The sequence below is a fragment of the Methyloversatilis sp. genome, assembly GCF_030696805.1.
Taxonomy (GTDB): domain Bacteria; phylum Pseudomonadota; class Gammaproteobacteria; order Burkholderiales; family Rhodocyclaceae; genus Methyloversatilis.
The window spans coordinates 41,276-59,868 of record NZ_JAUYRO010000044.1 but is presented as its reverse complement, the minus strand read 5'-3'; the positions used below and the strand labels follow the sequence as shown (position 1 = coordinate 59,868).

General features: G+C 64.1%; 20 protein-coding genes. 10 read left to right on the top strand and 10 right to left on the bottom strand.

From position 1 onward, the window contains the following. Nucleotides 1-6 precede the first annotated feature (6 nt). From Q8R75_RS08110 to Q8R75_RS08095, 4 genes are all read right to left on the bottom strand, one after another. Nucleotides 7-969 carry a beta-ketoacyl-ACP synthase III gene (locus tag Q8R75_RS08110; protein ID WP_305613392.1) on the bottom strand — a complete coding sequence of 321 codons (963 nt, stop codon included), beginning with the start codon at nt 967-969 and terminating at the stop codon, nt 7-9. After that, a complete protein-coding gene (gene plsX, locus Q8R75_RS08105) occupies nt 966-1,979 on the bottom strand; it encodes a phosphate acyltransferase PlsX (protein ID WP_305613391.1) in 1,014 nt (337 codons plus the stop codon). The genes Q8R75_RS08110 and plsX overlap by 4 nt, the downstream gene beginning before the upstream one ends. A 76-nt stretch (nt 1,980-2,055) precedes the next feature. Continuing rightward, entirely contained in the window at nt 2,056-2,235 is a 180-nt protein-coding gene (gene rpmF, locus Q8R75_RS08100; RefSeq protein ID WP_019917801.1) for a 50S ribosomal protein L32, read from the bottom strand. A 160-nt stretch (nt 2,236-2,395) separates the two neighbouring features. Continuing rightward, nucleotides 2,396-2,944 carry a YceD family protein gene (locus tag Q8R75_RS08095; protein ID WP_305613390.1) on the bottom strand — a complete coding sequence of 183 codons (549 nt, stop codon included), beginning with the start codon at nt 2,942-2,944 and terminating at the stop codon, nt 2,396-2,398. A gap of 157 nt (nt 2,945-3,101) precedes the next feature. Here Q8R75_RS08095 and Q8R75_RS08090 point away from each other — a divergent pair, with 157 nt between their 5' ends. After that, nucleotides 3,102-3,692: a Maf family nucleotide pyrophosphatase gene (locus Q8R75_RS08090; protein WP_305613389.1), complete on the top strand. Its 591-nt coding sequence runs from the start codon at nt 3,102-3,104 to the stop codon at nt 3,690-3,692. Then, a complete protein-coding gene (locus Q8R75_RS08085) occupies nt 3,689-4,417 on the top strand; it encodes an SAM-dependent methyltransferase (RefSeq protein WP_305613388.1) in 729 nt (242 codons plus the stop codon). Before Q8R75_RS08090 ends, Q8R75_RS08085 begins: the two co-directional genes overlap by 4 nt. Nucleotides 4,418-4,440: 23 nt before the next feature. Here the strand turns inward: Q8R75_RS08085 and Q8R75_RS08080 are convergent, their stop codons facing one another. From Q8R75_RS08080 to Q8R75_RS08065, 4 genes are read right to left on the bottom strand one after another with little or no spacing between them, the layout of a single operon-like run. Continuing rightward, nucleotides 4,441-5,406 (bottom strand): S49 family peptidase, encoded by a 966-nt coding sequence (locus tag Q8R75_RS08080; protein WP_305613387.1) that lies wholly within the window; start codon nt 5,404-5,406, stop codon nt 4,441-4,443. 22 nt (nt 5,407-5,428) lie between these two features. Then, on the bottom strand, nt 5,429-5,767 hold the full coding sequence (locus Q8R75_RS08075; protein WP_305613386.1) for a Rieske 2Fe-2S domain-containing protein: 339 nt from the start codon (nt 5,765-5,767) through the stop codon (nt 5,429-5,431). Next, on the bottom strand, nt 5,755-6,411 hold the full coding sequence (locus tag Q8R75_RS08070) for an HAD-IIIA family hydrolase (protein ID WP_305613385.1): 657 nt from the start codon (nt 6,409-6,411) through the stop codon (nt 5,755-5,757). Before Q8R75_RS08070 ends, Q8R75_RS08075 begins: the two co-directional genes overlap by 13 nt. A 7-nt stretch (nt 6,412-6,418) precedes the next feature. Continuing rightward, complete coding sequence (locus Q8R75_RS08065) at nt 6,419-7,417, bottom strand: RluA family pseudouridine synthase (RefSeq protein WP_305613384.1); 999 nt, start codon at nt 7,415-7,417, stop codon at nt 6,419-6,421. 378 nt (nt 7,418-7,795) lie between these two features. On the opposite strand from Q8R75_RS08065, the gene Q8R75_RS08060 reads away from it, so the two are divergent. Both Q8R75_RS08060 and Q8R75_RS08055 read left to right on the top strand, forming a co-directional pair. After that, nucleotides 7,796-10,783 carry an Rne/Rng family ribonuclease gene (locus Q8R75_RS08060; protein ID WP_305626137.1) on the top strand — a complete coding sequence of 996 codons (2,988 nt, stop codon included), beginning with the start codon at nt 7,796-7,798 and terminating at the stop codon, nt 10,781-10,783. 157 nt (nt 10,784-10,940) lie between these two features. After that, nucleotides 10,941-11,456 (top strand): SRPBCC family protein, encoded by a 516-nt coding sequence (locus Q8R75_RS08055; protein WP_305613382.1) that lies wholly within the window; start codon nt 10,941-10,943, stop codon nt 11,454-11,456. A gap of 44 nt (nt 11,457-11,500) precedes the next feature. Here the strand turns inward: Q8R75_RS08055 and Q8R75_RS08050 are convergent, their stop codons facing one another. Both Q8R75_RS08050 and ttcA read right to left on the bottom strand, forming a co-directional pair. After that, on the bottom strand, nt 11,501-12,022 hold the full coding sequence (locus tag Q8R75_RS08050; protein ID WP_305613381.1) for a low molecular weight protein-tyrosine-phosphatase: 522 nt from the start codon (nt 12,020-12,022) through the stop codon (nt 11,501-11,503). Then, nucleotides 12,015-12,965 (bottom strand): tRNA 2-thiocytidine(32) synthetase TtcA, encoded by a 951-nt coding sequence (gene ttcA / locus Q8R75_RS08045; protein WP_305613380.1) that lies wholly within the window; start codon nt 12,963-12,965, stop codon nt 12,015-12,017. Before ttcA ends, Q8R75_RS08050 begins: the two co-directional genes overlap by 8 nt. Before the next feature lie 174 nt (nt 12,966-13,139). On the opposite strand from ttcA, the gene Q8R75_RS08040 reads away from it, so the two are divergent. The 6 genes from Q8R75_RS08040 to Q8R75_RS08015 all read left to right on the top strand — a co-directional run bounded on the left by Q8R75_RS08040 (nt 13,140) and on the right by Q8R75_RS08015 (nt 18,592). After that, a complete protein-coding gene (locus Q8R75_RS08040; RefSeq protein ID WP_305613379.1) occupies nt 13,140-14,072 on the top strand; it encodes an exopolyphosphatase in 933 nt (310 codons plus the stop codon). A 153-nt stretch (nt 14,073-14,225) separates the two neighbouring features. Then, nucleotides 14,226-14,672 carry a DUF4864 domain-containing protein gene (locus tag Q8R75_RS08035; RefSeq protein WP_305613378.1) on the top strand — a complete coding sequence of 149 codons (447 nt, stop codon included), beginning with the start codon at nt 14,226-14,228 and terminating at the stop codon, nt 14,670-14,672. A gap of 176 nt (nt 14,673-14,848) precedes the next feature. After that, on the top strand, nt 14,849-15,457 hold the full coding sequence (locus tag Q8R75_RS08030; protein WP_305613377.1) for a hypothetical protein: 609 nt from the start codon (nt 14,849-14,851) through the stop codon (nt 15,455-15,457). A 1-nt stretch (nt 15,458) separates the two neighbouring features. Further along, a complete protein-coding gene (locus Q8R75_RS08025; protein ID WP_305613376.1) occupies nt 15,459-16,625 on the top strand; it encodes a M48 family metallopeptidase in 1,167 nt (388 codons plus the stop codon). Beyond that, nucleotides 16,622-17,200 carry a hypothetical protein gene (locus Q8R75_RS08020; RefSeq protein ID WP_305613375.1) on the top strand — a complete coding sequence of 193 codons (579 nt, stop codon included), beginning with the start codon at nt 16,622-16,624 and terminating at the stop codon, nt 17,198-17,200. The genes Q8R75_RS08025 and Q8R75_RS08020 overlap by 4 nt, the downstream gene beginning before the upstream one ends. 84 nt (nt 17,201-17,284) lie before the next feature. Next, entirely contained in the window at nt 17,285-18,592 is a 1,308-nt protein-coding gene (locus tag Q8R75_RS08015; protein ID WP_305613374.1) for a diguanylate cyclase, read from the top strand. Nucleotide 18,593 lies beyond the last annotated feature (1 nt).

Here is an 18,593-nt window from a genome sequence, read left to right as displayed (position 1 = left end):
AGACCTTCAGAAGCGAAGCAGCGCGCCGCCCCAGGTGAAACCACCGCCGACACCTTCCAGCATGACGAGCTGACCACGCCGGATGCGACCGTCGCGCACCGCCAGATCGAGCGCGAGCGGGACCGACGCAGCCGAGGTGTTGCCGTGGTCGGCCACGGTGACCACCACCTTGTCCATCGGCAGATCGAGCCGGCGAGCGGTGGATTGAAGAATGCGCACGTTCGCCTGGTGCGGCACCAGCCAGTCGAGGGCAGTCATCGGCAGTTTCGCTGCGTCCATCAACTCGATTGCCGTGTCCCCGAGCACGCGTACTGCGAATTTGAATACCGCCTGGCCATCCATCTGGAGCAGAGGCGTACCCGACACCTTGCCGCCGCACACCGTACCGGGTACAGACAGGATGTCGTGGTAATGACCATCGGCGTGCAACACCGACGACAGGATGCCCGGCTCGTCCGACGCCTCAAGCACCACCGCGCCCGCGCCGTCGCCGAAAAGGACACATGTGCCGCGGTCGTCCCAGTTCAGGATGCGAGAAAAGACTTCCGTACCCACCACCAGCGCGCATTTGTGCGAGCCGGACCGGATGAATTTTTCGGCAATGGTCAGCGCGTACACGAATCCTGCGCAGACAGCCTGGACGTCAAACGCCACTGCGGTGCGGTTTTCGAGTCGGTTCTGCAGCAGGCAGGCGGTACTCGGAAAGACCTGGTCCGGCGTCGAAGTCGCAACGATGATCAAGTCGATGTCCTGCGCCGGGCGCCCCGCCGCCTCGAGCGCCCTGCGACAGGCATGCAGCGCAAGATCGCTGGATTTTTCGTCGTCGGCGGCAAAGTGACGACGCCGGATGCCGGTCCGCTCGGCAATCCATTCGTCGGACGTCTCGATGCCACGCGCAACGAGATCGTCGTTGGACACCGGCGATCCCGGCAGATACGAGCCGGTGCCGGTGATACGGCAGAAGGTCATGCAGCCACCTCGGTACGTGTCATGCAAAGGGTAATGCGGGCGATCAGGTCGTTGCGCACGGCATCCGCCGCACGCGCCACCGCCTCTTCGAATCCGTAGGCATCGCTCGAGCCATGGCTCTTGACGACGACGCCACGCAGCCCGAGCAGCGTGGCGCCATTGTAGCGACGATGATCAACCCGGTTGCGGAAGGCCTGAATCACCGGCCGCGCAGCCAGATACATGAGCTTGCGCAACGGTCCGCGACTGAATTCCTCGCGCAGGAAGGTCGCAATCATCTGCGCCAGACCTTCCGACGTTTTCAGCGCCACGTTGCCGACAAAGCCATCGCACACGACGACATCTGTCGTGCCCTTGTAGATGTCGTTGCCTTCCACATTGCCGTAGAAATTCAGATCGCTGGCGCGCAACAGTTCTGCCGCTCCCTTGACCGCATCGTTGCCCTTGATCGCCTCTTCGCCGATGTTGAGCAGGCCGACGCTGGGACGCTCGCGCGACTCGAGTGCCGACACCAGCATTGCGCCCATCAGCCCGAACTGGAACAGATGCTCGGACGTGCAATCCACGTTGGCGCCAAGATCGAGCACATAGGTGTGCCCCTTCATCGTCGGCAGGATGGACGCAATGGCCGGGCGGTCGATCCCGGGCAGGGTTTTGAGGACGAATCTTGCGATCGCCATCAATGCGCCGGTGTTGCCGGCGGAAACAGCCGCCTGCACGCGCCCGGACTTGACCAGGTCTATCGCGACCCGCATCGACGAATCCTTCTTGCCGCGCATCGCCTGCGCTGGCGGCTCGTCCATGCCGATCACTTCCGTGGCGTGCACGACAGACAGCCTGGGTTCGTTTTCGGCACCCAGGCGCTTCAACTCTGCGTTCAGAACGTCCTGCAGCCCGACCAGCACAACGCTGCAGGCGGGATCACGCCGGATGTAGGAAACGGCCGCCGGCACGGTGACCGACGGGCCGTGGTCCCCGCCCATGCAATCAATGGCGAGGGTGTAGCTCATGCGATGCATCCAGTCCAGTCACGATGGCCGAAACATGCCGACATCGGGCTGCGCGCCGGAAAGTCGGAACAGGGGATCACTCGCCCTTGGTCTTGAGCACCTTCTTGCCGCGGTAGAAACCGCTCGGGGAAATGTGGTGGCGCAAGTGCACCTCACCGGTCGTCGATTCGACTGCCGTCGCCGGTGCTGTCAGGAAATCGTGTGCACGATGCATGCCGCGCTTCGACGGGGACTTCTTGTTTTGCTGGACTGCCATGGAACCACTCCTACCGGAAAACCGGATGAATAAAACGTGATGGATCGCCGCTGCTCTCCCGACCGGTCGACAGTTGCCGAGCGTTCGGACTGCGCGTTACGCGCCGACCCTGCTTTTTGCACACCACCGGGCCATCAGCCGCCGGCACCTACGACTTCTGCTACTTCCCCTGCTTCAACCTGCCCAACTCAGTGCCCAACTTAGCGAACGGCGACGGCTTGGCCACATCGGAGTCTGCGCCCGCGCCAGGCGGACTGCACTGTTCATGAAGCGCGATGGCGGGCAGCGAAAGCAACACCTCGTCCTCGATCAGCGCTCGCACGTCCAGCAAACCTTCCAGCTCAAGCGCCTCATAGCTGTCGTCATCAAGGTCCTGATCGCCCCAGTCTTCACCGGCTGGAACAAGACGGAGGCGAGACCGGCTGCGCACACCCACTGCGACGTCTTCGAGGCAGCGCTGACACTGCAACATCAATGAACCCTCAAGCGCCAATTCAAGCCAGCACGCTCCTTCATCATCAACCTGCCCGGCGATCGACCAGTCTATCCGTGCCGGAACCGCTGAGCACTCCTGCGCGACACGTTCAAGCAATGCGACATCCGTACTGCCATCAAGGACGCCGGACGTTCGTGCAAACTGTATCGCGTCAAGCTGACGAGGCATGCCGCCAACCTTGCCGGATGCCTGCTGCCGTTCGCTCTCATCCATGCTTGTCACGGGACCCTCTGTCGCACGCTGTCGGAACCAGACCGCCTGTCGGCGGGCCTACAGGGCGCATCAGGCCGAAGAATCAAACCCAAAATGATACTATCCAGCACGTAAAACTGTCAAAGCGTTCCGCAACGACACGCCGCCCGTCCCGCTTATGTCCGACGCCCTTCCCCCGCTCGTTCTTGGTTCCTCGTCGCGCTATCGACGCGAATTGCTGGTGCGCCTGCACCTGCCCTTCACAACGGCTTCGCCGGACATCGACGAATCCTGCCTTGGTGACGAAACGCCCCGTGCGCAGGCCGCCCGGCTCGCCCGCCAAAAGGCACAAGCAATCGCCCTCCGCCATCCGGACAGCTGCATCATCGGCTCCGACCAGGTCGCCTGGTGCGGCGTCCGTCGCTACGGCAAGCCCGGAACGCGCGATGCCGCAATCGTCCAGTTGCTCGAACTGAGCGGCGCGAAAGTGACCTTCGACACCGCGCTCTGTGTCCTCGATGCGCGAAACGGCGCGCTGCACGAAGCAGTCGTTCCGACGGAAGTGGTGTTCCGGACGCTGTCGCTGGCGGAAATCGAACGCTATGTCGAACTTGACGACCCGGTCGACTGTGCCGGTGCCGCGAAATCCGAGTCCCTCGGCATCGCGCTGCTGGAAAGGCTGAGCGGGGACGACCCGACCGCACTGGTCGGTCTGCCGCTGATCGAGTTGAGCCGCATATTGCGTCGCATCGGTTATCCGCTGCCATGAGCACACCGCCGCCCGGTGTGCTCTACATGTTGCCCAGCGCACTCGACAGCCGCGCCTTGTGGCATGCCGATACACCTTCGGCGGTGCGGGAGTGTGCGCACCGGCTCGACTACTTTCTGGTCGAAAGCGCCAAGTCCGCGCGGGCGACGTTGAAGCGACTGGAGCATCCGACGCCGCTGCGCGAGCTGGAAATCGTCGAACTGCCCCCTGAGCGCGGCGGCTCTCCGCTTCGTGCGCTGCTTGAACCGGTACGCGCGGGGCGCAGCGCAGGCGTCATTTCGGATGCCGGCTGTCCGGGTGTCGCCGACCCCGGCGCGCTGGCGGCGCGCGCTGCACACGCCATGGGTATCGAAGTGGTACCGCTGGTCGGTCCGTCGTCCATCCTTCTCGGCCTGATGGCTTCGGGACTGAATGGCCAGTCGTTTGCGTTTCATGGCTACCTGCCGGTGAACGACGCTGAGCGAGCGCGTGCGTTGACCACCCTCGAAAAGACGTCGGCGCAACTGCGCCAGACGCAGTTGTTCATCGAAACGCCCTATCGCAATCTGAAAATGTTCGAGACTCTCCGCGCGCATTGCCGCGGTGACACATTGCTGTGCATCGCCAGCGCGCTGACTGCGCCTGATCAGTACGTGCGTACGCTTACTGTGGCGCAGTGGAAAACGGCGGATGTGGCGCGCATCGACCGGCGCCCCACCCTGTTCCTGATGCTGGCCGGCGCCTGAACGCTGACCGGTCGCAGCAAACCTCAGCGCAGACCGATGCGCGAAAAGGCACCCGCAACACTTTCCCCGACGTCGGCGCCAAATTGCTTGGCGAAACGTTCCGCCAGATTCTGCCGCTGGGTGAAGTCGACGATGTCTGCCGCCTTGACCACCTCGCGCGCGACGAATTCGACGCTACCGAGATCATCGGCGAGGCCGAGTTCTATGCTGCGGGTACCGCTCCACATCAGTCCGGAGAACATGTCCGGCGATTCCTTCAACCGATCGCCGCGCCCCTTGCGCACGACGTCGATGAACTGCTGATGCACGTCGCCAAGCAGTTCCCGTGCGTGCACGCGATGACCTTCGTCCTGCGGCGAAAACGGGTCAAGGAAACCCTTGTTTTCGCCTGCGGTCAGCAGGCGACGCTCGACGCCAAGCTTGTCCATCAGGCCGGTAAAACCGAAACCTTCCATCAACACGCCGATCGAGCCAACGATGCTCGCCTTGTCTACATAGATGCGGTCAGCCGCGACCGCAACGTAGTAGCCACCGGAGGCGCAGATGTCCTCGACCACCGCGTACAGCGGCACATTCGGATACATGCTGCGCAGGCGATTCATTTCGTCGTTGATGATGCCGCTCTGCACCGGGCTGCCGCCAGGACTGTTGATGCGCAGGATGACGCCCTGGGTGTTCTTGTCCTCGAATGCCGACTGTAGCGATGCCATCACGCTCTCGGCACTGGCTTCGGCCCCGGGCGCGATGACCCCGCTCAGTTCGACCAGCGCAGTGTGCTTGCGATGTTCCGCCTGGCTGAACAACGTACTCCAGTCGACAAGCGCAAAAAGAAGCACGCCCAGGTAGGCGAAGCCGACCAGCTTGAAGAATATCCCCCAGCGACGTTTGCGCCGCTGCTCGACCACCGATTCAAGCGCCAGCCGCTCGATCAGTTTTCGTTCCCAGACGGGTTCTGCAATGGGGTCGCGCTGCTTTTCCGGTTCAGACATTTTTAGCCAATTAAACAAATATTTACGCGGGCCGCCACACCGTTCCGCCGGATTCTTCCAGCGTTACCGGTTCGAGACGGCTGCCGCGGCAGGGTCCGCCGACGCAGTGCCCGGATTCAGGAGCATAGATCGCGCCATGAGTGGAACACATCAAGTATAACTTTGTGTCGTCGAAGAACTCGCCGTGATTCCAGTCAAGCTCTATCGGCACGTGGGCGCAGCGATTGACGTAGCCATGCACCTGCCCGCGAAATCTGACCGCGAATGCAGCCACTGCCTTGCCGCGCTGCTCGACCTCGAAGCGCACGCCGGGCCCGCCATCGACCAGTTCGGCCGACTCGCACACCGCTATGCGTGACATGCCAGCCACGCCATCAGTTCATCGACACTCGCGCAATGTGCCTTCGGACGGGCCGCCAGCAGTTCGTGCAGCGGATGTGCGCCGTACGTCACCGCGACCGACTCGCATCCGGCGTGCCGCGCCATCAGCAGGTCGTGCGTCGTGTCGCCGATGACCAGTGTGCGCGCCGGATCGAACGACAGTTCGTCCATCAGTTCAAGCACCATGTCCGGTGCCGGCTTCGATACAGACTCGTCGGCGCAGCGCGTCGCGGCAAATTGGCTACCGAGTCCGGTGTGGCCAAGCGCGCGGTCCAGCCCCGCCCGGCTCTTGCCGGTGGCGACCGCCAGGGTGTGTCCGCGCGCGCTCAGACTGTCCAGCAATGCGGGCACGCCGTCGAACAGTGTCAGTTCGTGGTCGCGTGCCAGATAGTGGTAGCGGTAGCGGCCCGCCAGTTCCTGATGGCGTGACGACGGTAACTCGGGCACCACGCGGGCGAGTGCGTCGACCAGGCCAAGGCCGATCACCGAACGAGCAGTGCGCTCGTCCGGCGTGTCCAGCCCTAGATCTTCGCAGGCGCGCTGTATGGCATGGACGATGGCGGCGGCCGAGTCGAGCAGCGTACCGTCCCAGTCGAAAACGATGAGGTCAAACTGTGCGGGCATGAGAATGTCAGTCGGGGTGTTCGTTCTGTAGAGGTAGATCGGCTTCTTTTCGTTCGAATTCGCGCCGCTGCTGCTGATCGATGCGGCGCACGAAGCCCGTCAGGTCAGCCGGCAACGGCGCTGCCAGTTCAACAGGCTCTCCGGTCAGCGGATGTTTCAGGGCCAGGCTGTGGGCGTGCAGGAACATGCGCGGCAGGCCTTCCTTGCGCAACACCTTGTTGAGCGCGAAATCTCCATATTTTTCGTCGCCGACGATGGGAAAACCACTGGCCGACAGATGCACACGTATCTGGTGCGTCCGGCCGGTCTTGATCCGGACGTCGAGCAGGCTGTAGCCCGGCCAGCGTACTTCGAGCCGGACAATGGAGTGCGCCGCCTTGCCTTCACTGTCCACCGACACCCGGCGCTCGCCGGACTCGGTCAGGTATTTGGTCAGCGCCAGCTTGATGTGCTGCTGGGGATTCATCCAGCGCCCGCTGACCAGCGCGAAATAGTGCTTTTCCATGCCGCCATCGCGGAAGGCGTCGTGAAGCGAAGTGAGCGCCGACCGCTTCTTGGCGATGAGCAGGATGCCGGAAGTTTCGCGGTCCAGGCGGTGCGCCAGTTCGAGCAGCCGCGCCTCCGGTCGGGCACGGCGCAGGCTTTCGATGACGCCGAAGCTGACGCCGCTGCCACCATGTACCGCCATGCCTGCCGGCTTGTTCAGCGCGAGAAAGGCCTCGTCTTCATAAAGGATGTCGAAATCGCGCGACGGCACTGGCGCGGGCGCACCGGGCTCAGCCAGCCGCATGGGTGGAATGCGCACTTCGTCGCTTTCCACCAGCCGGTAAGTCTGATCGACCCGCTTGCTGTTGACCCGCACTTCACCCGAACGCAGCACCCGATAAACATGGCTTTTCGGCACGCCCTTGCAGATACGGATCAGGAAATTGTCGATGCGCTGGCCGGCTTCTTCGATGTCCACGACATGCCGCACTACTTTCGGAGCTTTACCCAACTCCTTCATTTCAAATATACTGCGCTGCGTTTTCGGTCTGTTTGCGAGTTGGACGCAGTCCGGAGCACATCCAGCCCGAAGTGGTGGACGCCGGTGACAAAGTGTTCGGTGAAGTGCTTCATGCGGTCTTTCTTGGACAGACGAAAACCGGATCACGGGTTAATCCCGCTCACCCCAAGTAGCGAGTGTACTGAGTAGCGCGAGTACCGTACAGGCAGAATCCCCCAGGCAGCTGCGAGACCGCGGCTGCATTGAGAGTTGGCAAACCCCTCCACGTCCCCGTCCCGTCCTCATCGAGATAGAACCCGATTGCCGCCGAAACGATAGACGTTATTCATTTGACGAGCGGTTTGTCCTGCCCGTGTGCGGTGCGCGCGGGAGAAGTTGATGAAACGAATGCTCTTCAACGCAACGCAGGCAGAAGAACTGCGCGTTGCGATTGTTGATGGACAGAAACTTGTAGACCTCGACATCGAGTCATCCAGCAAGGAACAGCGAAAAAGCAATATATACAAGGCGGTCATCACCCGGATCGAACCCAGTCTCGAAGCCTGCTTCGTCGACTACGGTGCGGATCGCCACGGCTTCCTGCCGTTCAAGGAAGTCTCCAAGGTCTTTTTCAAGGCTGATCTGGAGCCCGGCCGCGCCCGCATCCAGGATGCGCTGCACGTCGGCCAGGAACTGATCGTCCAGATCGACAAGGACGAACGCGGCAGCAAGGGCGCCGCACTGACCACCTTCATTTCGCTGGCCGGCCGCTATCTGGTGCTGATGCCGAACAATCCGCGTGGCGGCGGTGTGTCGCGCCGGGTCGAGGGCGACGATCGGGCCGAGCTGCGCGAAACGATGGATCAGCTCGAAGTGCCCGCAGGCATGAGCCTGATCGCCCGCACCGCCGGCATCGGCCGCAACGCCGAAGAGCTGCAGTGGGACCTGAATTACCTGCTGCAGCTGTGGACCGCGATCGAAGGTGCGGCGCAATCGCAGACCGGCGCTTTCCTGATCTACCAGGAAGGTAGTCTGGTGATCCGCGCGATCCGCGACTACTTCCAGCCCGACATCGGCGAAATCCTGATCGACACCGATGAGGTGTACGACCAGGCCTACACCTTCATGGAACACGTGATGCCCGGCAACGTGGCGCGCGTGAAGCGCTACCGCGACGACGTCCCGCTTTTCTCGCGCTTCCAGATCGAGCACCAGATCGAATCCGCCTACTCGCGCCAGGTCACCCTGCCGTCCGGCGGTGCCATCGTGATCGATCACACCGAAGCGCTGGTGGCGGTGGACGTGAACTCGGGCCGTTCGACCAAGGGCAGCGACATCGAAGAAACCGCGCTGCGCACCAATTGCGAAGCGGCCGACGAAATCGCCCGCCAGCTGCGCCTGCGCGATCTGGGTGGCCTGATCGTCATCGACTTCATCGACATGGAAAACCCGCGCGCCCAGCGCGAGGTGGAAACCCGTCTGCGTGACGCGCTTCATCACGACCGCGCCCGCGTGCAGATGGGCAAGATCAGCCGCTTCGGTCTGCTCGAACTGTCGCGTCAGCGGCTGCGTCCGGCGCTGGCCGAAACCAGCTACATCCCGTGCCCGCGCTGCAGCGGCACCGGCCACATCCGGTCGACCGAATCGGCCGCGCTGCACATCCTGCGCATCCTCGAAGAAGAGGCGATGAAGGAAAACACCGGCGCCGTGCATACCCAGGTGCCGGTCGATGTCGCCACCTTCCTGCTGAACGAGAAGCGCGCCGACATCAACGCCATCGAGCTGCGACACAAGGTCAACATCGTATTGATCCCGAACAAGCACCTCGAGACGCCGGCGCACGAAATCATCCGCCTGCGCCACGACCAGCTGAATCTTGAAGGCACGGTCGCGCCGTCCTACCAGATGGCGGTCAACCCGCTGGCCGAGAGCTACCAGCCGCCGTCGACCATTCCGGCCGATGAACGCCCGAAGCGCATGGAAGCCGCGATCAAGCACCTCACGCCCGACCAGCCGGCGCCGATGGTGGCCGATCCGGTGCCGGCCGCACCCGTCGCCGTCGCGCCCGTTGCGGCACCGGCCCCGGAATCACGCGGTCTGTTCGGCATGATCGCGTCCTGGTTCCGCGGTTCCGATCCGGCGCCTGCGCCGGTTGCACCGCCGGTCGCCGAGCCGAAACCGGCCGGCAATCGTGAGCGCAGTCCGCGCTCCGGTGATTCCGGCGGTCGCGGCCGCGGCCGTCGCGAAGGTCGCGAGGGCCGCGAGCCGCGCGAAGGGCGCGAGCCGCGCGAAGGGCGCGAGCAGTCGAATCGCACGGACGGGCGTAGTGAGGGACGCAGTGAAGGGCGCAGCGAGAGCCGTCCGGAAGGTAGCCGTGTTGAAGGCCAGCGCAAACCGCGCGAGCCGCGCACGCAGGATCAGGACAGCAGCGTCGTCCAGGCCGAACGTGCCCCGCGCGAGCCGAAGCCGCCGCGCGAACCGCGCGAACCGCGGGAGCCGCGCGCGCCCCGCGAACGGGCTGCCAACGATGCGCGCGAGCAGCAGCAGGTCGACCTGCCGCTGGGTGCCGATTCGACGCAGCCGGAAAACGGTGTCCCCACCGAGGGAGCAGACGGTGCAGCACCGCGCAGCCGCCGCCGCCGTGGTGGTCGTCGCGAACGTGGCGAACGCCGTCCCGAAGGTGCCGAAGGCGTTGCCATCGGTGATGTCGCAGCGGTCGAGGGGGATATCGAAGGGGTGACGGCTGCTGCCAACGAAGCACCGGTCGACCTGACGGATGCCCAGGCGCCGCTGGCGCTGGCGGCCGCCGAGCCGCTCGAGGAAGCACCGGTGTTTGTGCCGGCTGCCGAACAGGTCACACCGGTCGACATCGTTGCCCGCGCCGAACCGGTGGCTGCGGTGATTGAAGAAACGCCAGCGCATGTCGAAGCACCGGCGCATATCCAAGCACCGGAGCATGTCGACGCACCGGAACAGGTCGAAGTCCCGGCCCCGGCCGTGATGTCTGTTGCCGAAGCGGATGCCGTGGAGCAGATCAGCCCCGAGCCCGTTCAGGCTGCACCGGTCATCGACATCCCGGTCGTTGTCGACGTGCCGGTTGTGCGTTCCGCACCGCCGGTGACCGACAGCGCCGAATCGACGCTGGTGCGTGCCATGGAAAGCATCGGTTCGCCACCGATCCAGGCCGCGCCGGCGCCTGTGGCCGCGCCGGCTGACCTGCAGAGTTCGCTTGATGCAAGCGGCCTCGTCATGGTCGAAACACAGCCTGGCAGCAATGCAGATCAGGCGGCGATCGAGCCCGAACCGGTTCTGCTGGGGCGTCGCCGTCGTCAGGCTCCGGTGATCGCCAGCGAGCCGATGCAACAGGTGGAAACGCGCGGCGAGTAAGCGCTCGCGCCAAGTCGTCCGCGATGAACGGGGCCCGGTGGAAACCGGGCCCTTTTCATGGCGCTGGCGAAGCTTTCGCGGGTATTTTCCCCGGGTCAGGCACCCTGTTTTCACCGACACTCAGCACCTTGACAACATTCACAGAGGAGAGATTTACATGCGTTTCTTTGCTGCACTGACAGCCCTGCTCGCCAGCACGCTGGTGTTCGCCCACGGTCCGTCGCGACTCAAAGCCAACGAAACCATCATGCTGAAGGCCAGCCCGGATGTGGTTTGGGCCAAGGTGAAGGACTTCAACCAGGTGCAGGCCTGGCATCCTGCAATCGAAAGCAGCACTGCCACCGCCGGTAGCGACGTGGGGTCCGTACGCACGCTGAAGGTGAAGGGCGGCGGCGAAGTGATCGAAAAGCTGGAAAAGCTTTCCGATGAAGAGCGCAGCATGATCTACACCGCCCAGGACGGCGGTGCGCTGCCGGTCACCAAGTACAAGGCCTGGCTGACGGTGAAGCCGGCGGCCGATGGCGGCAGTGAAGTGGAATGGCGTTCGGTGTTCTTCCGCGTCGATCAGGGCGACTACCCGGCGGCTGGCAAGGACGATGAAACGGCAACCAGCACGATCAAGAAGGTCTACACCGACGGTCTGACGAACCTGAAGGCGCTGCTGGACAAGTAAGACCTGTCACACGCAGCCATGCGGGCGGCTTCGGCCGCCCTTTTTCATTTCAGCTGCTGTGCCAGATCACGAATCAATCCGTCGGCAGCGTCCTCGATCAGGTCGAGCACGCGTTCGAAGCCGGCCGGACCGCCGTAGTAAGGGTCCGGCACTTCGTCCTCGTCGAAGGATTCGGCATGCTGCAGGAATAGTGCGAGCTTGTGCCGCATGTCGTCCGGGCAGCTACGCTGCAGATTGCGCAGATTGTCGCGGTCCATCGCGTAGATGCGGTCGTAGCGGACGAAATCCTCGTCGGTGACACGCCGGGCACGGATGCGCGAGAGGTCGACCCCGCGCGCTGCAGCGGCCGCCTGCGCACGCGGGTCGGTGCGACTGCCGATATGGTGTGCATGCGTGCCGGCCGAGGCAAGTTGCACCCGTTCTGCAAGCCCGGCGATGTCGAGCCTCGCCCGCACGACACCCTCTGCGGTCGGCGAGCGACAGATATTGCCCATGCAGCAGAACAGGATGCGCAGTTCGGCGTCGTCCGTATACTGCGGGCTGCGACGCAGCCAGCGCTCAAGCACAGCTGCCGCTCGCCGCGATATCCAGCCGGACCGGAATGCCGCCCACCGCTTCGTCATCCACCCAGCTGCGCGCCGGCAGTTCGACCGGATCGAAGGCCGTGTCGCCCTCGCCCACGTGGCTGCCCGGCTGCAGGCCGGCAAAATCGAACAACTTCGAATCGGCCAGATGCGACGGCACGACATTGCGCATCGCGGTCGCCATCGATTCGATGCGTCCGGGGTAGAGGCGGGCCCACTCCTGCAGCATGGCCTTCACCTGCCTGCGCTGCGCGTTTTCCTGCGAGCCGCACAGATTGCACGGAATGATCGGGTAGGCCATGGCGCGGGCAAAGCGCTCGATGTCGCGCTCGGTGCAGTAGGCCAGCGGCCGGATCACGATGTGGCGGCCGTCGTCGCTGACCAGCTTGGGTGGCATAGCCTTGATCTTGCCGCCGAAGAACATGTTCAGGAACAACGTTTCCAGCAGGTCGTCGCGGTGGTGGCCGAGCGCGATCTTGGTCGCGCCCATCTCGCCTGCCACGCGGTAGATAATGCCGCGGCGCAGTCGTGAGCACAGACCGCAGGTCGTCTTGCCCTCCGGAATCTTGTCCTTGACGATGCTGTAGGTATCTTCGGTTTCGATCCGGTACTCGAGGCCGATCGATTCGAAATAGGCTGGCAGGATGTGGTCCGGAAAGCCCGGCTGCTTCTGGTCAAGATTGAACGCGATCAGGCGGAAGCGCACCGGCGCGCGCTGCTGCAGGCCGCGCAGCAGTTCAAGCATGGTGTACGAATCCTTGCCGCCGGACATGCACACCATGATCACGTCGCCGTCCTCGATCATCGAATAATCAGCGATCGCCTGTCCGGTCGCGCGCTCGAGCCGCTTGCGGAACTTCAGGAAGGTATTGGACGGCTGCGCCACGTCGGGCGACGCCGGCACAGCGGAAAGGACTTGCGACATGGACACCCCGACTGCCGGTCTGGCACGCCGCAGCGCACCGTCCGGCAACCCGATGTCGCCGGAACGGAGTCGATTATATCGCGCGGGCCCGGGTGGCCGCGTTCAAGACCGGCCGCAGGGCGCCGTAGAAGCAAGGTACCGAAAACCTATTCTGCCCGAACCGGAGACTTCCCCATGAGCACTCAGAAATTTCGCCTGGTCACCCGCAGCGATTTCGACGGATTGGTCTGCGCCGTGCTGCTGAACGAGCTCGAATTGATCGACGAAATCAAGTTCGTGCATCCGAAGGACATGCAGGACGGCAAGATCGACATCACCGACCGCGACATCACGACCAACCTGCCCTATGTCGCTGGCGCCCACCTCGCGTTCGACCACCACCTGTCGGAGACACTGCGCAATACCGGCGAGCGACCCAATCACATCATTCACGCCGATGCGCCGTCCGCCGCGCGTGTGGTGTACGACTACTACGGCGGCCCGAAGGCCTTCCCGACCATCGCGATGGACATGATGGATGCCGTGGACAAGGCCGATTCGGCGCAGTTTTCGCGTGACGAGATTCTTGACCCGAAAGGCTGGGTGCTGCTGAACTACCTGATGGACGCCCGCACCGGGCTGGGCCGCTTCCGCGATTTCCGCATCAGCAACTACACGCTGATGATGGATCTGATCCAGTACTGCCGGAATCACACGATCACCGACATCCTTCAACTGCCCGACGTGCAGGAGCGCGTCGAGCTCTACTTCGAACAGGCGGAGAAGGCGAAGGCGCAGATCGTGCGCTGCACCCGCCAGCACGGCAATCTCGCCGTGCTCGACCTGCGCAACGAAGAAACGATCTGGGCCACCAACCGCTTCATGATCTACGCGCTGTTCCCGGACACCAATATTTCGATCCACATCATGTGGGGCGTGCAGAAGCAGAACACCGTACTCGCCACCGGCAAGTCCATCCTCGACCGCTCCAGCCGCACCAATGTCGGCGAACTGATGCTGGCCTACGGCGGCGGTGGTCACCAGGCCGCCGGCACCTGCCAGGTCGACAATGCGCAAGCCGACAACACGCTGCGCGCGCTGATCGCACGCATCAACGCCGACGGCTGACAGAGGCGCGGCGCTCGTCTACGCTCTTTCGGAGATGCGGTTGAGCTGCGCGGATGCATCCGCCATCGCGGCCCGCGCGTAACAGGATCTGTTTGCACTCCATCGCAGACCTTCGTGGGGCCACCCATTGCCACGCCCGCCCGGGAGATCATCATGAAGCGCCTGTTCCGCTGTTTGACGCATGTTCTGTTTTCCGTGCTGCTGATGCAGGCCTTGCCGACGCAGGCGGGCGACACGGGCACATTCGATGCGATCGAGGCGAAGGCGGTGCGCGCCGTCATCGAAGCGCAGCTGGCAGCCTTCGCAGCCGACGACGGTCCGCGTGCCCTGTCCTACGCCTTCCCGGATATCCGCAAGCGCTTCCCGGCGCCGGAAGGTTTCCTTGAAATGGTGCGCAAGAGCTACCCGGTGGTGTACCGGCCACGCTCGGTCGGCTTTCTCGAACCGGAACTCGAGGGCGACGAGGTTTTCCAGGCGGTCGAAATGTCCGATGCCGACGGCGTGCTGTGGGTCGCGATCTACCGCATGGGACGTGCGGAAGATGGCAGCTGGCGCATCATGGGCTGTCGCGTCGTGCCTGGCGGCGGCAGCGCAATCTGACTCCACGGGACCGGCTCTCGCACATTTTTTTCGCATAGAATTCGTGCCCTGCTCGTCGCTATTGGCATGTCGTGATGTCGCGTTTTTCAGTTCGCTCCGTTCTGCCCCCCGTCCTTTCGGTCGTTGTCCTGTTCATCCTGTGCCTGGACGCCCGCCCGGCTTGGTCGCAGGCGGCGATGGCGCCTGAATTCGGCCGCCTGCCGGACAGTGCGCGCATCGTGCTGATGCCACTCGACGTCGAATTGTTCTCGGTCGGTGCCGGAGGCGTTGCCGAGCCGCAGGCGCAATGGACCGATCAGGCAACGAAACATCTGCGCGATTCGGTCCGGCGGCGCGAAGCCTCAATTGGCGTCACCTTGCACGAAACCGATCTGAGCGACGACGACGCAGTCGCGCTGAATCACCTGCACGGCACGGTCGCCACCGCAATTGCTCTACACCACTACGTCGCTCCCTATGCCTTGCCGACCAAGGAGAAGCGTCTCGAATGGCACATCGGCGCTGACACCGCGCGGCTGCGAGAGAGCAGTGGCGCCGACTACGCTCTCTTCCTGTACATCCGCGACAGTTATGCCACCGCCGAGCGCAAGGCGGCCATCGTGCTGGCCGCCATGATCGGCTTGGCCATGCCTGGCGGCATCCAGACCGGCTACGCGTCCCTGGTCGATCTGCGCAGTGGTGACATCGTGTGGTTCAACCGCCTGCTGCGTGGCACCGGCGACCTGCGAGAAGCCGAGCCGGCTGAAGAGTCGATCAGCGCCCTGCTCGACAAGTTTCCGCGCTGACATGCAACGTCGTGATCTGCTCTGCGGCTGCTGCGGCGGCGGGCTGCTGACGCTCTGGCCCGGCCGCATCGCAGCTGGCGTGGCCGACACACGCTTTGCGCGGCCCGATCTGGCCAGCGACGAAGGTGGGCTGTGGGCGTTGATGGACCGTGAGGAAGAGCGCCTGCGCCGCTCGCGCTTCCTGCTCGGCGACGACGCGCTGCAGCGCTATGTAACCGACATCGCCTGCCGGCTGGCCGGCAATCACTGCCCCGACATGCGGGTCTATGTGGTGCGCACACCCTACTTCAACGCCAGCATGGCGCCCAACGGCATGATGCAGGTGTGGAGCGGCCTGCTGCTGCGCGCCGCCAACGAAGCGCAGCTGGCTGCCGTGCTGGCGCACGAGGTCGGTCACTATGTGAAACGACACAGCCTGGAACGCCTGCGCGACGCGCGCGCCAAGGCGGGTTTCGCACAATTCCTGGGCCTTGCGCTCGGGGCGGCCGGTGCCGGCAGCATCGGTCAGGTCGCACAGCTGGGTGTGCTGGCCAGCGTTTATTCCTTTTCGCGCGACCACGAGCGCGAGGCTGACGCGATCGGTCTGGAATTGATGCATCGCGCCGGCTACGACGCTGGCGAAGCCGCCAAGGTCTGGGCTCAGTTGATCGCGGAAAACGCCGGCGAAGACGGCGGCGGCACGCTGCTGTTCGCCACCCATCCGTCAGCCGACGAGCGTCGCGACACGCTGAAGGCGGCTGCCACGACACTGGCCGGAGACCGGAATCCCGGCGAGACACATGCCGAACGTTATCGTGCGCACATCGCGCCGCTGCGCCTGCAGATGCTGCAGGATGAACTGCGCCGGCGCGTACCGGACAGTTCGTTGCGCCTGTTCGACCGCCTGATGAGCCACCACGGACGCGATGGCCAGCTGTTGTATGCGCGGGCGGAAGCGCTGCGCTCGCGCGCCCGGGACGACGACCTCGATCAGGCACTTGCCGCGCTCGGCGAGGCTGAAGGTCTTTCCGACCGGCCGGAAGAAGCCGTGCGCTTGCGTGGCCAGATCCTGCGCAGCCGCAACGACGCCGACGGCGCGCGCAAGGCCTTCCGCGACTATCTTGAGCTTCGACCCGGCGCGCCCGATGCACCAATGATCCGCAGCTACATCGAGACCCCCGCACCATGAAACTGATCTGCCTGCTTTTCCTCACCCTTCTGCTGACCGGCTGCGGCGGCCAGTTCAAGCGCGTCGAATCGGCCCCCGTTCTGGTGCGCGGCAGCATGGAAGTGCAGGCCGGCGGCGACTGGAACCACCACACGCCGTACGGCTCCAGGCACCGGGAAATGTGGACCCAGCATGGTCTGCCGATCGATCGGCTGGCGTTCTTCAGCGGTGTGGCCGACGGTGTGGCACTGGACGACCTGGCGCCGCGCAATGGCAAGCCACCGCTGTTCCGCAGCCACATGACGCCGGAGGACACGGTCGGCCTCGTCGAAACCATGCTGGCCGGCAATGGTGGACAGTTCCAGCTGCAGTCCCTTGCACCCGACACGGTATCGGGCAGCCCGGGCTTTCGCTTCGCGTATCTCTTCACGGCGCGCAGCGAAGAGGTGGAGCGCGCGGGGGCGGGCCGTGGTGCCGTCGTCGGCGACCGGCTTTACCTGATTCTGTTCGACGCGCCGCGCGGTCGCTATTTCGACCGCGGCCGGCCTGCTGCAGAGCGGCTGATGGATAGCCTGCGCATCGTGCCGGCACGTTGATCGTCCGTTGACCTCCTGATTGCGCACGAGGCGCGCAAGCAAAATTCACCCGCCAGGCTGCGCTCGCGTAGTATTTTCGGGGCTATGCCATTACCGCCGATACTTGCGAAACGGGCCTTCCTCGACCTGCTGCCCGACGCCATATGCGTCGTCGACGAACACGGCCGCTTCGTGTTCGTCAGCGCGGCCTGCGAACGCATCTTCGGTTACACGCCGGACGAAATGATCGGCCGCGCGATGATCGATCTGGTGGCACCGGAAGACCGTGCCCGCACGCTGCAGGCGGCGGCCGACATCATGGCGGGCGAGCACAAGCTGAATTTCGAAAACAGCTATGTGCGCAAGGATGGCCGGCGCGTGCATATCCTGTGGTCGGCCCGCTGGTCCGACTCCGACCGGCTGCGCATTGCGGTTGCGCGCGACATCACGGAGCGCAAGCGTGCCGAAGCCACACAGGCCGCGCTGTACGCGCTGTCCGAAGCGGCGCACGCAGCAAGCGACCTGCCGGCACTGTGCGCTCATATCCGGCTGATCATCGACAGTCTGGTGCCGGCCAACAACTTCTTTGTAGCCACCGCCGACGGCGACGGCGTGCTCAGCTTTCCCTACAGCCTCGACGAACATCGAGCGGCTCCGCCGCACGCGCTGTGCAGCGAAGTGGTTCGTACCGGTCAGTCGCAGCTGCGCACCGCCGCCACGCCCGACGCCTGCTGCTGGCTGGCTGTGCCGCTGAAAACCGAGCACCGCACAACCGGTGCGCTGGTGCTCAAAAGCATGCCTGGCGAAGCCTGCTATACCGACCGTGACCTTGCACTGCTCCATTTTGTATCGACCCAGGTTGCCACCGCCATCGAACGCATGCAGCTGCTTGCGCAGCTCAAGCGCATGGCCCGGTTCGATGAACTGACCGGCTTGCCCAACCGCGCGCTGCTGCGCGACCGCCTCGACACGGCGCTATCCGCAGCGCGCCGCGAGCACGGTCACGTCGGCCTGCTCTATCTGGATCTCGACCGGTTCAAGGAAGTGAATGACACGCTGGGCCATTCGACCGGTGATCAACTGTTGCAGGAAACTGCACAGCGGCTCAAGCGCTGTGTGCGCGAAGCCGACACGGTGGCGCGCGTCGGCGGCGACGAATTCGTCGTGCTGCTGCCCGGCATTCCGCAGCGCGAGGACGCACTGGTGGTCGCCCGCAAGATTCGCAGTGCGCTCGGTCAGCCCGTCACGCTGGCCGGTCGCCATATCACGGTGCTGCCCAGCATCGGTATCGCGGTCTATCCAGATCATGGTGAAGCTGCGCTCGCGCTGCTGGAAGCCGCCGACAAAGCCATGTATCGCGCCAAGCACAGTGGCGACGACTGTCGCTGGGCCGGCACAGCAGACGAGCTTTAGC